This window comes from Streptomyces sp. NPDC040718, assembly GCF_055593565.1.
In genome coordinates, this window is record NZ_JBVIXO010000006.1 from 460,107 (window position 1) to 473,171 (window position 13,065).

At 75.3% G+C, this 13,065-nt stretch carries 12 protein-coding genes and 1 pseudogene; 9 read left to right on the top strand and 4 right to left on the bottom strand.

Going from position 1 to position 13,065, the window contains the following annotated elements; all coding sequences use genetic code 11:
- The first annotated feature begins 30 nt into the window (after window positions 1-30).
- Both ACZ597_RS18995 and ACZ597_RS19000 read left to right on the top strand, forming a co-directional pair.
- Window positions 31-1,596 carry an FAD-binding oxidoreductase gene (locus ACZ597_RS18995; protein WP_471331188.1) on the top strand — a complete coding sequence of 522 codons (1,566 nt, stop codon included), beginning with the start codon at window positions 31-33 and terminating at the stop codon, window positions 1,594-1,596.
- Window positions 1,597-1,619: 23 nt separating this feature from the next.
- Complete coding sequence (locus tag ACZ597_RS19000) at window positions 1,620-2,870, top strand: hypothetical protein (protein WP_471331190.1); 1,251 nt, start codon at window positions 1,620-1,622, stop codon at window positions 2,868-2,870.
- Here ACZ597_RS19000 and ACZ597_RS19005 read toward each other — a convergent pair.
- Window positions 2,824-3,219 (bottom strand): hypothetical protein, encoded by a 396-nt coding sequence (locus tag ACZ597_RS19005; protein ID WP_471331193.1) that lies wholly within the window; start codon window positions 3,217-3,219, stop codon window positions 2,824-2,826. The genes ACZ597_RS19000 and ACZ597_RS19005 overlap by 47 nt on opposite strands.
- Window positions 3,220-3,324: 105 nt before the next feature.
- On the opposite strand from ACZ597_RS19005, the gene ACZ597_RS19010 reads away from it, so the two are divergent.
- The 6 genes and pseudogenes from ACZ597_RS19010 to ACZ597_RS19035 form a co-directional block, all read left to right on the top strand.
- Window positions 3,325-4,746: a sensor histidine kinase gene (locus ACZ597_RS19010; protein WP_471331195.1), complete on the top strand. Its 1,422-nt coding sequence runs from the start codon at window positions 3,325-3,327 to the stop codon at window positions 4,744-4,746.
- Window positions 4,743-5,429 (top strand): response regulator, encoded by a 687-nt coding sequence (locus ACZ597_RS19015; protein ID WP_471331198.1) that lies wholly within the window; start codon window positions 4,743-4,745, stop codon window positions 5,427-5,429. Before ACZ597_RS19010 ends, ACZ597_RS19015 begins: the two co-directional genes overlap by 4 nt.
- Window positions 5,430-5,567: 138 nt before the next feature.
- The gene (locus ACZ597_RS19020) at window positions 5,568-6,746 is read left to right on the top strand and encodes a UDP-N-acetylglucosamine--N-acetylmuramyl-(pentapeptide) pyrophosphoryl-undecaprenol N-acetylglucosamine transferase (protein WP_471331201.1); all 1,179 of its coding nucleotides are present in this window, start codon (window positions 5,568-5,570) and stop codon (window positions 6,744-6,746) included.
- A 235-nt stretch (window positions 6,747-6,981) separates the two neighbouring features.
- Window positions 6,982-8,025 (top strand): alpha/beta hydrolase, encoded by a 1,044-nt coding sequence (locus ACZ597_RS19025; RefSeq protein ID WP_471331204.1) that lies wholly within the window; start codon window positions 6,982-6,984, stop codon window positions 8,023-8,025.
- Window positions 8,022-9,242 (top strand): acyltransferase family protein, encoded by a 1,221-nt coding sequence (locus tag ACZ597_RS19030; protein WP_471331206.1) that lies wholly within the window; start codon window positions 8,022-8,024, stop codon window positions 9,240-9,242. The genes ACZ597_RS19025 and ACZ597_RS19030 overlap by 4 nt, the downstream gene beginning before the upstream one ends.
- Window positions 9,243-9,335: 93 nt before the next feature.
- A pseudogene (locus tag ACZ597_RS19035) lies at window positions 9,336-9,500 on the top strand (IS5/IS1182 family transposase); the annotation flags it as partial.
- A 144-nt stretch (window positions 9,501-9,644) separates the two neighbouring features.
- Here the strand turns inward: ACZ597_RS19035 and ACZ597_RS19040 are convergent.
- Complete coding sequence (locus tag ACZ597_RS19040) at window positions 9,645-10,148, bottom strand: allene oxide cyclase barrel-like domain-containing protein (protein WP_471331207.1); 504 nt, start codon at window positions 10,146-10,148, stop codon at window positions 9,645-9,647.
- 327 nt (window positions 10,149-10,475) lie between these two features.
- Window positions 10,476-11,150, bottom strand: coding sequence for a winged helix-turn-helix transcriptional regulator (locus ACZ597_RS19045; protein WP_471331209.1), 675 nt, complete (start codon window positions 11,148-11,150; stop codon window positions 10,476-10,478).
- Between the two features lie 126 nt (window positions 11,151-11,276).
- Here ACZ597_RS19045 and ACZ597_RS19050 point away from each other — a divergent pair, with 126 nt between their 5' ends.
- Window positions 11,277-12,488 carry a pyridoxal phosphate-dependent aminotransferase gene (locus ACZ597_RS19050; protein WP_471331211.1) on the top strand — a complete coding sequence of 404 codons (1,212 nt, stop codon included), beginning with the start codon at window positions 11,277-11,279 and terminating at the stop codon, window positions 12,486-12,488.
- A gap of 75 nt (window positions 12,489-12,563) precedes the next feature.
- Here ACZ597_RS19050 and ACZ597_RS19055 read toward each other — a convergent pair whose 3' ends face one another.
- On the bottom strand, window positions 12,564-12,986 hold the full coding sequence (locus ACZ597_RS19055) for a DUF350 domain-containing protein (protein WP_471331213.1): 423 nt from the start codon (window positions 12,984-12,986) through the stop codon (window positions 12,564-12,566).
- Window positions 12,987-13,065: the final 79 nt, after the last annotated feature.

Here is a 13,065-nt window from a genome sequence, read left to right on the forward strand (position 1 = left end):
GATCGGGCGCGGCGGTGGCAGGAAGGAGGGATGAGCCTTCCACGCCGCCGGGTCCTCGCGAGTACGGCAGCCGCCGTCGTCGCCGCCACCGGGGCGAGCGCGCGGGCGGACGGCGTACGGGGCGGCGGGACGCGACGGGGTGCGCGTACGGCGGCCGGGGCGGGGCCCGACTTCGGGGCGCTCGGCCGCTCGATGGACGGCCGGCTGGTCCTGCCGGGGGACGCGGACTACGCCGAGGCCCGGCAGCTGTTCCAGCCCCGCTACGACACTGTCGCGCCCGCGGCGGTGGCCTATCCCGCGCACGCCGGGGACGTGGCCGTCTGCCTCGACTTCGCCCGCCGCTCCGCCGCCGCGGTGGTGCCGCGCGGCGGCGGCCACAGCTACGCCGGGTGGTCGACGGCCGCCGGGGCACTGGTGGTGGACACCGGGGCGATGGCCTCGGTGGCGGTCCGGGGCGACGAGGTGCGGGTCGGCGCGGGCGCCCGGCTCGCCGACGTGCACGCCGCCCTCGCCGCGCGCGGCCTGGGCGTCCCCGCCGGGCTGTGCCCCTCCGTCGGCATCGCCGGGCTCGCCCTCGGCGGCGGGCTGGGGCTGGGCTCGCGGGCGTACGGGACCACTTCGGACCGGCTGTCCGGCGCCCGCGTGGTGACCCCGGACGGGGTGGTCCGCGAGGTGGGCGCCGACCGGGACCCCGGCCTGTACTGGGCGCTGCGCGGCGGCGGGGGCGGCAACTTCGGCGTGGTCACCGAGTTCCGGCTGCGCACCCATCCGGTCGGCGACGCCGCGTACGCCGAACTGCACTGGTCCGCCGGGGACTCCGCGGCGGTGGTACGCGGCTGGCAGCGCTGGCTGGCCGGGCTGCCGGACCCGTTCTGGAGCCAGGTGGAGTTCACCGTGGAGGCCGGCCGGGACGCCGTCCCCTCCTTCAGGGCGGTGTGCCTGGACGGGCGGGCGGAGCTGGAGCGGGAGCTGACCCGGCTGGCCGGCCTGGTGGGCCGGGAGGCGCGGGACGGCTGGACCGTCGTACGGGGATACGGGGACACCGTGCGGGCCATGGCCGGCTGCGCGGACCGCGGTCCCGAGCAGTGCAGGCTGCCGGGGCGGCTGCCCGGCCGGGATCCGCGGGGGCGTCTGGGGCGGGACTCGTACGCGGCCCGCTCCGACTTCTGGGGCGGGGACGGGCTGCCCGACGGCGCGGTGGCGGCGGTGCTGGCCGCGGTCCGGCGGTACGGGCGCGAGGTGCCGGGCGGCGGGTTCGGGGTGGTCCAGTTCGACGGGGTGTGCGGCGGGGCGGTGAACCGGGTGCCCGCGGCGGCCACCGCGTTCGTGCACCGGGACAGCGCCTTCCTGGCCCAGTACCTCGCGTACTGGCCGGAGTCGGCGACCGCCGCCGAGGTCTCCCGGCACCGGGGCTGGCTCGACGGGCTGTGGCGGGACCTGCGCCCGTGGGCGGGCGGCCGCGCCTACCAGAACTACGCCGATCCGGAACTCTCCGGCTGGCGCGAGGCCTACTACGGGTCCAACCTCCCCCGCCTGGAGGAGGTCAGGCGCGCCTACGACCCGGGCCGGCTGTTCCGTTTCCCCCAGGCCGTCTAGGACAGTCACGACAGGAGCGAGCGATGCGACGTTTGTTGACGGTGGCGACGGCGGCGGCCGCGGCGGCCGCCGCCCTGATGCTGCCGGGCGGGGCGCTGCCCGTCACGAGGACGGAGCGGGCCGAGGCGGCCTCCGAGCACTGGTCCGCGCGGGAGGCCACGGCCTTCTGGACGGAGGACCGGATGGCCTCCGCCCGGCCCGTACCCGAACCGGGGCCGGCCGCGGACCCGGTCCCGGCCGCCGACCCGGCCGCGGTGGTGGCCGGTCCGGCGACACCGGAGCCGCCCCCGCCGTCGGCCCCGTCCGCGCCCTCGGCTCCCGACCCGGCCCTACCGGCCCGGCCGGACGCGCCCGCCGCCCCCGACACCGCAGTGCCCGTGCCCGAAGCCCCCGACGCCGCCGTGCCCGGTCCGGCGGCCGCCACGCCCGCGCCGCCCGTACCGGCACCCGAACCGCCGGCCGAACCGCCGGCCGAGCCCGCCGTACCGGTGCCGGCACCCGCGACCGTACCCGTACCGAGCCCGCCCGCCAAGGCGGCCCTGCCGGCCACGAACGGCGTCGGGCAGGACTTCAACGGGGTCCCGGTCGTCGGCCGGATGTTCGTCATGCAGGGCAGCGGCGCCTACTTCTGCACCGCCAGCGTGGTCTCCTCCCCCAGCCGGGACATGGTGCTCAGCGCCGCGCACTGCCTGCTCGGCACGGACACCCGCCAGGTGGCCTTCGTCCCGCAGTACACGCGCGCGAAACCGCGCCCGTACGGGCTCTTCCCGGTGCTGCGCGACGCCGCGGGCCGCTCGAAGGTGTGGATCGCCCCCCGCTACCGCACCGACGGGCCCGACCGGGCGGCCACCCTCGACGTGGCCTTCGCCCAGGTCGGGCCGGGCGCCGACGGCCTGCCGGTGGAGGACGTCGTCGGCGGGAACCGGCTCGTCACCGGGGCCACCTTCAACCACCCCAAGGTGACCCTGATCGGCCACCCGGCGCCCGCCGCACGCCCGCGCGTGTGCGTGAACAAGACGACCAAGTTCACCAGCGGCGACCCGAAGAGCCCCGGTTCCTTCCTGAGGATCGACTGCACCGGCTATCCGGGCGGGACCAGCGGCGGCCCCTTCCTCGCCCGCTACGACGCGCAGACGATGACCGGCGACGTCGTCGGGGTGATCGGCGGCTGGAAGACGGGCGGGCCGACCGCGGACACTTCGTACAGCTCCTACTTCGGCGCGGAGATCAGGAAGCTGTACCAGACGGCGGTTGCCGGGGCACTGGCGCATTGACCACCCGCACCCAGCGGGTGCGGCGCGGGTTGCCGACCGTGCGCGGGGTCGCCGGGACGCCGTCGGCGGTCAGCGGGTCGGCCGGGGCGAGCGCGAGCTGGCGGCGCAGGTCCGCCAGGGCCGCGTGCACCGGCGCGAGGATCACCTCGGCGCGCGGGTGGATGTACGCGAGGGCGTGCGCGGTGGTCTCGATGGTCTCGGCGGCGTCCTCGGCGGCGCTCCGGCTCCACCCGCCGGGCCCCCCGCCGCTCCAGGGCGCGACGGCGTCGTAGAGGTGGCAGGCGGCATCGGCCGCGGCGTCGGCCCGTTCACCGACGCCCGGCCCGGCGATGGTCGGCAGCAGCTCCATGCCCGCTCAACGAGCGGGATGCGCCGGGGGAACGAGACGGCGGCGGATCCCGGGCGGCGGATCTCCCGCCCGGTCGGCGGGGCGTGCGCTTAGGCTGGCGGGATCATGAGCCTGAGAGTGCGCAAGCCGGCCGGTAGGGGAAAGACGGGCGCGAGGGGCCGGACGGCCGGGAGGACCCGGGAGCCCGGTGCGGCCGGTGCGGCCGGTGCGCCCGGCGCGTTCGCGCAGTTCGCCGTGGCGCTGCGGACGCCCGCGCGGACGGGCGAGCCGTTGCTGGCGCGGGCGCCCAGGGCGTGGCAGCGGATGACGCCCTTCGCCGTGATGGGCGTCTTCGTGGTGTCGCTGCTGCCGGTGACGATCGCGGTGCTGACCGACGACTACGGACTGGGCGGCGGTTGGGCCGGGGCCCTGGGCGTGGCGCAGACGGTGCCGCTGCTGCTGGCGGTGTCGCGCCCGCTGGCGGCCTGGGGCGTCGTGCTGGTCGCGGACGTCGTCGGGGCGGTGCTGCTGACCGGGGCGGACCGGGTGGCCGGGCACTCCTGGCCGTGGACGCCGATGGCGGTGGTCGGGTACCTGGCGCTGATGGTCTGCCTGGGGCTGCGCGAGCCGGTGCGGACGCTGGTGCGGGTGGGTCTGGCGACGGGCGGGGCCGGGGTGGTGCTCGGATTCTTCGCGCCGGCGGGGGTGACGAACACCGTGGCCCTGCTGTTCGTGCTCAGCGGCTGCGTGCTCGCCGTGACGGGCGCGCTGCGCGGGCTGGGTGACGCGCGGCAGCGCATCGCCGAGCAGGAGAGCATCAGCGGGGCGGAGCGGGCCCGGCGCACCCTGCTGGAGGAACGGGCGCGGATCGCGCGGGAGTTGCACGACGTGGTGGCCCACCACATGTCGGTGATCACGGTGCAGGCCGACTCCGCGCCGTACCGGCTGCCCGGCATGGAGGAGCCGGTGCGGGAGGAGTTCGCGGCGATCGCGGCCAGTGCGCGCGAGTCGCTGGGCGAGATGCGGCGTCTGCTGACGGTGCTGCGGGGCGACTCGGGCTCCGGCGGTGCGGACGGGGACCGGGCCCCGCAGCCGGGCATCGCGCGGATCCAGCAGCTGGTGGAGGCGACCGTGCGGGCCGGGCAGCCGGTGGAGTGCTCCCTGGCCGCGGAGCCGGCGGACGCGCCGGTGCCGCCGGCCGTGGACCTGTCGGCGTACCGCATCGTGCAGGAGGCCCTCGCCAACGTGGTGCGGCACGCCCCGGGCGCGGCGGCCCGCGTCTCGGTGACGCACTCCGCCGAGGACGGCGAGGTGCTGGTCCTGGTCGTCAACGGCCCGGCCCGGGACCCGGTGGTGGAGCTGGAGGGTTCCGGTACGGGGCACGGCCTGGTGGGGATGCGCGAGCGCGTACGGTTGACCGGCGGGACCCTGGACGCGGGCCCGCTGCCCGATGGCGGTTTCCGGGTGGCCGCCCGGCTCCCCCTCGACCCGCCCGATCCGCCCGATCCGCCCGAACCGCTCGACTCCGGTACCGAGGAGCCCAGTTGACCATCCGCGTGATCATCGTCGACGACCAGGCCATGGTGCGGGCGGGGTTCGCCGCGCTGCTGTCCGCGCAGGCCGACATCGACGTGGTGGGCGAGGCCCCCGACGGCCGCCAGGGGATCCTGGTCTCGCGCACGGTGCACCCCGACGTGGTGCTGATGGACGTACGGATGCCGGAGCTGGACGGCCTCTCGGCCGCCCGCGAGCTGCTGGACCCGCCGCCGGGGGTGACGCACCGGCCGAAGGTGCTGATGCTGACCACCTTCGACATCGACGACTACGTGTACGAGGCGCTGCGCGCGGGCGCGTCCGGGTTCCTGCTGAAGGACGCCCCGCCGGCTGACCTGATCGCGGCGGTCCGGGTGGTCGCCTCCGGCGAGGCGCTGCTGGCGCCGTCGGTGACCCGCCGGCTGATCGCGGACTTCGTGCGGCAGCGGCCGGCGCCGCGCAAGGATCCGGCGCTGCGGCTGAACGGGCTGACGCCGCGCGAGACGGAGGTGCTGGAGCTGATCGCGCGGGGCCTGTCGAACCAGGAGATCGCCGCCCACCTGGTCCTGGCGGAGCAGACGGTGAAGACGCACATCGGCCGGGTCCTGGGGAAGCTGGACCTCCGCGACCGGGCGCAGGCGGTGATCTTCGCGTACGAGGCGGGCCTCGTCCGCCCGGGCGACTCCGGCCCCGCCTAGGTGTCCGGATCCGCTCTGCGGATATGGGCGGATTGTCGGCGTTCGCGGCCATCGGCGGCGGGGGGGGTCCGGCGGTGCGGACCGCGTGGGGCCACCCGGCGCCGCGGCCCGCCCCGGCAGGGCGGTTAGGGTGGCCGGGTGAACCTTTCTTCCGCGCTTCCCCGTTCCTTCCGGCTGCTCGTCACTGGCGGGGGGACCGGTGGGCATACCTACCCCGCCCTGACCGCGATCCGCACCCTGCAGGGCCGCCTCGCGGCCGCCGGCGGCACCCTCGACGTGCTGTGGATCGGAACCGCCGACGGCCTGGAGGCCCGGGTCGCCCCCGCCGAGGGGATCGCGTTCAAGACCGTCGCCACCGGGAAGATCCGCCGTTCGGCGAACCCGCTGAAGATGCTGTCCGCGGCGAACATGAAGGACATGGCGAAGGTGCCGCTCGGCGTCGCCCAGGCCCGGACGATCGTGTCCGAGTTCGCCCCGGACGTGGTCCTCGCCACCGGCGGGTACGTCGCCGTGCCGGCCGGGCTCGCGGCGCGGATGTGCAAGCGCCCGCTGGTGCTGCACGAGCAGACCGTGCGGCTCGGGCTGGCCAACCGGAAGCTGGCCGGGTCGGCCACCCGGATCGCCGTGTCCTCGGAGTCCTCGCTGCCGCTGCTGCCGGCGGAGGTCCGCGAGCGCGCCGTCGTCACCGGCAACCCGGTCCGCCCGGAGGTGCTGTCCGGGCACCCCGACAAGGCCGTGCACGCGCTGAACCTCACCGGCTTCGACCGCCGGCTGCCGACCGTCTACGTCACCGGCGGCGCGCAGGGCGCCCAGCAGATCAACGGCGTGGTGCGCGAGGTGCTCCCCTGGCTGCTGAGCCACGCGAACGTGATCCACCAGTGCGGCCCGGCCAATGTGGACGAGCTGCGCTACGCGGCCTCCGGCCTGGACCCTGTCCTCGCGGGCCGCTACCACGTGACCGGCTTCGTCGGCCCGGAGCTGCCGGACGTACTGGCGCTCGCCGACGTGGTGCTGTCCCGGTCCGGGGCGGGCACGCTGGCCGAGCTCACCGCGCTGGGCAAGCCCGCGGTGTTCGTCCCGCTGGCGACCTCCGCCGGCAACGAGCAGGCGCACAACGCCCAGCACCTGGCCGACGCGGGCGCCGCCGTCGCCCTGCTCGGCGAGGTCACCGCCCAGAGCCTCGCCGACGCGATCGGCCCGCTGCTCACCGACCCCAGCCGCCGGGCCTACATGGCCGACCGCGCCCGCGCGTACGGCCGCCCGGACGCCGCGGAGCGCCTGGTGGACGTCCTGCTGGAGGCGGCGGCGGCCCGCTGACCGTCCCGCAGACCGGCCCCCGGGGGCACTCGTAGCGCATCCACCACGACACTGGACCGGATACGCCCACGGGTGCCCCCTCGGCGTATCCGGCCGCCGGTCTCCTCCACCCCCTACTGCGGTATGACATCCGGCTTGGCTCTCCGGTCCGACGTGCGGCCGGGTGACTCCTTCCTACCTTCCTCCTCGTCACGGGCCCGCCAGGGGTGCCGGTTCGAGGAGAGGGGGAAGGGGCATGCGCCGCTTCCGTAGGACGGTCGTCGCGGCAGCGCTGGCGGTGGCCGTCGTCGCGGGGACCGCCGGATGGGCCGCCGGGGAAAGCCGGCCGGCCGTCACCGGGCCGCCGCCCGGGAGCGCCGCCTGGCGGGCCGGCTCGGTGGGCGGGCGGGCGCTGCCCGACCCGGAGGGGGCCTCCCCGCACGAGGTGGCCCGGTTCTTCACCGGCCTCGACGGGGACGCGCGCCGGGAGCTGGTGCGGGCCCACCCGCTCGTGGTCGGCAATCTGGACGGGGCGCCGCTCCCCCTGCGGTACGAGGCCAACCGGCTGGCCGTCCTCGCCACGGGTGGGGCCCGCTACGCCCCCCTCGCCGGACCCGGCCGGCAGATCCTGGCCTTCGACCCGCGCGGGCGGGGGCAGGTCGCCGAGGTGTTCGGGGACCCGGAACACGCCGCGCACGTCTCGGTGGTCGTGCCCGGGTCGGACAACGACGCCGCCACGCACGACGCCGCACGGGCCCCGCACACCGGACCGGCCGGAATGGCCCGCGCGCTGCGGGCGGCCGCCGGCGACGGGACCGCGGTCATCGCGTGGACGGGCTACACCACCCCGGTGGGGGTGGGTCCGGACGCGGCGACCGGGCGGCTGGCCGAGGCGGGGGCGGTCCGGCTGGCCCGGTTCACCGCCGGGCTGGACGCGGTCGGGGCGCCCGACCCGGTGCTGTTCTGCCACAGCTACGGCTCGGTGGTCTGCGGGCTGGCGGCCCGTCACACGGACGCCGCCGACGTGGTGGTCCTCGGCTCCCCCGGCATGCGCGCGGACACCGCCGCCGGCCTGGGCACCCGGGCCCGCGTGTGGGCGGCCCGCGGGCCGTCCGACTGGATCGCCGACGTGCCGAACGTGGAGCTCGCGGGCCTCGGCCACGGCGCCGACCCGGTCTCCCCCGCCTTCGGCGCGCGCCCGGTGCCGGCCGGCGACGTCCGGGGCCACACCGGCTACTTCGCGCCCGGCACCCGCTCCCTGGAGGCGTTCGCGGCGATCGCGAAGGGGGAGGCACGATGAGCGCGCTGACCCTGCTGCGGGGTGCGGCGGACCGGATCGACCGGCAGACCCCCGCCCACCGGGACCGGGCCGTGGACGGCCTGCGGGCGCTGGCCCTGCTGGCGGTGCCCACGGGCCACTGGCTGCTCGGCGGTCTCACCCTCGACGCGGAGGGCGGCCTGCACAACGCGAGCCCCCTGTCGGCCTTCGGCGCTCTCGCCCCGGCGAGCTGGGTGCTCCAGATGCTCGGCATCTTCTTCCTGGTCGGCGGCTACGCCTCGGCGCTCTCCTTCCGCCGCCGCACCGGCTCGACCGGGGCGTGGCTGAAGGGGCGGATGGTCCGGCTGGGGCGGCCGGTGCTCGGGGTGACGGCGGTGTGGGCGCTGGCCGCGCCCGCGCTGCACGCGGCGGGCGTGCCGGAGGCCACCCTGCGGACGGGGGCCACGCTGGTGGTGCAGCCCCTGTGGTTCGTCGGGGTGTACGCGGTGGTGACGGCGCTGACCCCGTACTGCGTGCGGGCGGCGGACCGGCTCGGCGGGTGGGCGGCGGCGCCGCTGCTCGGGTCGGTCGCGGTGGTGGACTTCCTGCGGTACGGGCCGCTCTCCGGCTCGGTGCCGTCCTGGCTGTCGGTGCTGAACGTGCTGCCGGGCTGGCTGTTCGCGTACCAGCTGGGCGTGGCGTGGTACGGGCGGCGGATCGGGCGGCGCGGGGCGTGGCTGCTGCTGGCGGGCGGGGTGGGGCTGTTCGCGGCGCTGCTGCTGGTCTTCCACTACCCGGCGTCGATGGTCGGGGTGCCCGGCGAGGCGCGGACCAACTCGCACCCGCCGTCGCTGCTGGTGCCGGCGCTGGCGTCGGCGCAGTCGGGGGCGGCGATCCTGCTGCGGGAACGGCTGGCGGGGCTGCTGGCCCGGCCGGCTCTGTGGGCTCCGGTGGTGGTGGTCAACCTGTCCGCGATGACCATCCTGTGCTGGCATCAGACCGCGATGCTGGCGGCGGCCGTGCCCGGCGCGCTCGCGGGCGAGGTGGCCGGGCTGACGACGGCGCCCGACACCCTGGGCTGGATCGCGGCGCGGGCGGCGTGGATGCCGGTGTTCGCGGTGCTGCTGGTCGTCATCGCCCGGTACGCCCGCCGGTTCGAGGTCGCCCCCGTCCGGGGCCGCCGGGCCCCGGCGGTACGCCGTACCGTGGCGGGGCTGCTGGCGGCGGGCTTCGCGGTGTTCGCGCTGGGCCTGGCTTAGGCCGTTTCCTCTCGGAGCATCTGATCGTCCGCTGATGTGCGTCGTTGACTGACGCCCAGTGGGCCCGCATCGAGCCGTTGCTGCCGGAAGGGCGCCCACAGCAGGCTGCGGATGTGGGCGATCAACTGCACCTGGGACCGCGTCTTCGCCGCCCCGCTCGCCCGGGCGGACGCCGAAGGCGACCTGGACCGGGTCGTCGCGGTCGATTCCACGATCGTCCGTGCCCACCAGCACGCCGCCGGGGCCGTCAAAGGGGGCCCCGGCCGGGTGCCGTTGACGATCTGGAGGGCGGGCCGCCCTGGACGTCCCCCTGACCCGGACTTCCTTTCGTCCGACCGTCTCCCATGGTGCGACGCGAGGGGAGGAGGCCGGATTCCGGGGTTGTGCGGACGTCCGGGTCCGTCAGACGAGGTGGATCGTGAAGCGCCTCAGGACCTTCTCGGGAGGGGTTGTGGGGATCGTCTCGGAGTGGACCCAGCCGCGAGCCTTCTTGTACGCCCCGGTGCCGCCAGTGATCGCGGTGTCGAAGGGACCCTGGTCGAGGTAGTTGAAGTACACCCCCTGCGTGGTGAGCTGGCCGCCCGGGAGGGTGTAGGTCACGAGGCACTGCTCCGCTTCATCGGGGAGGCCCCGGGTGGTGGTGCAGGAGCCGTGGGTCTCGCCGATCTTGTGCGGCCGCTCGTAGAAGAGGTCCGAGCGGACGACGACCTGATCGCCCTGCGAGACGCTGCCGGGGGTGACGGGGAAGCGGTTCAGCTCCTGCACCTCGGCCAGGACCGTGATGGTCCGGCCCTTGTCCCTGGCCTGGGCGGAACCGGTGTCCGTCGCGGCGGCCGCGACGGGGGTGCAGGCGAGGAGGGTGACCAGCGTGGCCGTGCCGAGGCAGGCCGCCTTGATGGGGCGCATCATGCGACTCCTGAGGTTGATGTTCGGGAATGAACGGATGTCGAACTTCCATCCGATTCCATCCGATTCCGTTCGATACCCTTCTTAACCCCGACTCCGCCCCGCCGCGGAGCACCCCGGCACGAACCACCGGCACACCAGCCGGTCGGACCAAGGTCAGGCGGCGGCGGAGCTCAGCACGAAGGCGAACGGCAGCTCCCTCCCCCGCCCGGACTCCACCGCCGACGTCGGCGGCTTCGCCCAGCTGCGCCACACCCTGGACAAGCAGGGTCGCCTTCGGCGTCCGGTCCGGCAGCAACGGCCTGGGGGTGTCCCGGGACCCCGGGATCAGGCCGGGCCGGATCCGTCTCCGCGGAGTGCGGCGGCCGCCGGGCCCTCGCCGTGCACCTCCAGGCGGCCCGCCCTGAGGGCCTCTGCCACACCGAGCGCGCCCTCGCCGAGCTCCCGGCAGGTGTCGGCGTCGAGGACGAGGCGGGCGTCCGCCGCCCCGGCGGGCCCGTCGCCGTAGACGGGGCCGTCCCCGCCGGCCGGGCCGTCGCCGCCGAGGCGGACGTGGAACACGCCCTCGTCCAATACCACGTCGACCACGGCCGGGACCCCGGTCGCGGGGAGGCGGCGCAGCAGGGGCAGGGCGTACCAGTGCGCCCGCAACGCGTCGGTGGGGCGGCGTTCGGCGAGGTCGGGGGCGCCCCATTCGGCGAGTGCCGTGAGGACGGGCAGCAGTCCGGCGCCGCGCGCGGTCAGCTCGTACACGGTGGCGGCCGCCGGCGGCGGGAGCTTGCGTCGGGTCGCCAGGCCCTGCGCCTCCATGTCCTTGAGCCGGCCCGCCAGTACGTCCGTGGAGACGCCGGGCAGGTCGGCGTGGAGGTCGGTGTACCGGCGGGGGCCGGCCAGCAGCTCCCGGACGATCAGCAGGGTCCAGCGGTCCCCGACCGCGTCCAGGGCGCGGGCCGAGGCGCAGTACTGGTCGTAGCTTCGACGGCGTGGCTGACGAGGTGACATGCAGCGCAGTCTAGACAACATGTTGGACTTTCCAAGCTCTCACTTGGTAAAACCAAGCAGGAAGTCCGCGGTGCGGGATTCCCAGTACGGGAACAGCGGGAACAGCGGGAACAGGGAGGGCACGGCATGGAGTTCCGGCAGTCGAGCAAGCTCAGCGAGGTCTGCTACGAGATCCGGGGCCCGGTGATCGAGCACGCCAACGCGCTGGAGGAGGCGGGCCACAGCGTGCTGCGCCTCAACACCGGCAACCCGGCCGCCTTCGGCTTCGAGGCGCCGGAGGAGATCGTCCAGGACATGATCCGGATGCTCCCCAAGGCCCACGGGTACACCGACGCACGGGGCGTGCTCTCCGCCCGCCGCGCCGTCGTCCAGCGCTACCAGGCCATCGGCCTGACCGATGTGACGGTGGACGACGTCTTCCTCGGCAACGGCGTCTCCGAGCTGGTCTCCATGGCCGTCCAGGCGCTGCTGGAGGACGGGGACGAGGTCCTCATCCCCGCCCCGGACTTCCCGCTCTGGACCGCCGTGACCACCCTCGCGGGCGGCAAGGCCGTGCACTACGTCTGCGACGAGTCCGCCGACTGGTACCCGGACCTCGACGACATGGCGTCCAAGATCACGGACCGCACCAAGGCCGTGGTCATCATCAACCCGAACAACCCCACGGGCGCCGTCTACCCCCGGGAGGTCCTGAAGGGCATCCTCGAACTCGCCCGGCGCCACGGGCTGATGGTCTTCGCCGACGAGATCTACGACCAGATCCTGTACGACGACGAGGTCCACCACAGCGCCGCCGTCCTCGCCCCCGACCTGGTCGTCCTCACCTTCTGCGGGCTGTCGAAGACGTACCGGGTGGCGGGGTTCCGGTCCGGCTGGCTGGTGGTGAGCGGCCCCCGGCAGCACGCGCGCAGCTATCTGGAGGGGCTGACCATGCTCGCCTCCATGCGGCTGTGCGCCAACGCCCCGGCCCAGTACGCCATCCAGGCCGCGCTCGGCGGGCGCCAGTCCATCAAGGAGCTGACCGGCCCGGGCGGCCGCCTCCTCGAACAGCGCGATCGCGCCTGGGAGAAGCTGAACGAGATCCCCGGCGTCTCCTGCGTGAAGCCGAAGGGCGCGCTCTACGCGTTCCCCCGCATCGACCCCAAGGTGCACCCGATCCACGACGACGAGCGGTTCGTGCTCGACCTGCTGCTCCGGGAGAAGATCCAGGTCGTCCAGGGCACGGGCTTCAACTGGCCCCGCCCCGACCACTTCCGGATCCTGACCCTGCCGTACGCCGACGACCTGGACGCGGCGATCAGCCGGATCGGCCGCTTCCTGAGCGGGTACCGGCAGTAGGCGCGGCCCGCCGCGACGACGAGAGCGCCGCTCCCCGTGGGGAGCGGCGCTCTCGTCGTGCGGTCCGGGCGCCGGTCAGGCGATGGAGGCGGCCACGATGGCGGCGACCGCCAGGTTGCAGGAGGCGGTGACCCACACGGCCGGGTGCGGCTCGGGGTCGACGACGATGGCACCGAGCTTGCCCGGGGTCACCAGGTCCAGCACCAGGAAGGCCACGGCCATCAGGACCAGGCCGAGCACGCCGAAGGCGGCGGTGGACAGCAGGCCCTTGCCGAAGTCCGCGTAGGTCGTCCAGATCGAGGTGAAGACGATGCCGCCGATGCCGAGGAGCGCCGAGCTGAGCAGGAGGGCCGCGTTGCGGTTGCGCTCCTCCCAGATCTGCTTCGGGAGCTTCCCGGGCGTCAGCACGTCCACGAGGACGATGCCGAGGATCAGCAGCACCAGACCCAGGGCGCCGTAGGCGCTCGTACGGCCAAGTCCGTTGACGATGTCGCTCATTGAGAAGCCTGTCTCCGCGTGGGTGGGAAAGGATGGCCCAGGACGGCCGGGACGGTGCCGTGGGGAGGCCGAATCTATC

What these genes read in the sequence shown, in the direction of transcription:
- ACZ597_RS19000 (WP_471331190.1), top strand. Translation starts at nt 1,620, where the DNA reads ATGCGACGTTTGTTGACGGTGGCGACGGCGGCGGCCGCGGCGGCCGCC.
- ACZ597_RS19050 (WP_471331211.1), top strand. Translation starts at nt 11,277, where the DNA reads ATGGAGTTCCGGCAGTCGAGCAAGCTCAGCGAGGTCTGCTACGAGATC.
- ACZ597_RS19025 (WP_471331204.1), top strand. Translation starts at nt 6,982, where the DNA reads ATGCGCCGCTTCCGTAGGACGGTCGTCGCGGCAGCGCTGGCGGTGGCC.
- ACZ597_RS19045 (WP_471331209.1), bottom strand. Translation starts at nt 11,150, where the DNA reads ATGTCACCTCGTCAGCCACGCCGTCGAAGCTACGACCAGTACTGCGCC.
- ACZ597_RS19040 (WP_471331207.1), bottom strand. Translation starts at nt 10,148, where the DNA reads ATGCGCCCCATCAAGGCGGCCTGCCTCGGCACGGCCACGCTGGTCACC.
- ACZ597_RS18995 (WP_471331188.1), top strand. Translation starts at nt 31, where the DNA reads ATGAGCCTTCCACGCCGCCGGGTCCTCGCGAGTACGGCAGCCGCCGTC.
- ACZ597_RS19010 (WP_471331195.1), top strand. Translation starts at nt 3,325, where the DNA reads ATGAGCCTGAGAGTGCGCAAGCCGGCCGGTAGGGGAAAGACGGGCGCG.
- ACZ597_RS19005 (WP_471331193.1), bottom strand. Translation starts at nt 3,219, where the DNA reads ATGGAGCTGCTGCCGACCATCGCCGGGCCGGGCGTCGGTGAACGGGCC.
- ACZ597_RS19030 (WP_471331206.1), top strand. Translation starts at nt 8,022, where the DNA reads ATGAGCGCGCTGACCCTGCTGCGGGGTGCGGCGGACCGGATCGACCGG.
- ACZ597_RS19055 (WP_471331213.1), bottom strand. Translation starts at nt 12,986, where the DNA reads ATGAGCGACATCGTCAACGGACTTGGCCGTACGAGCGCCTACGGCGCC.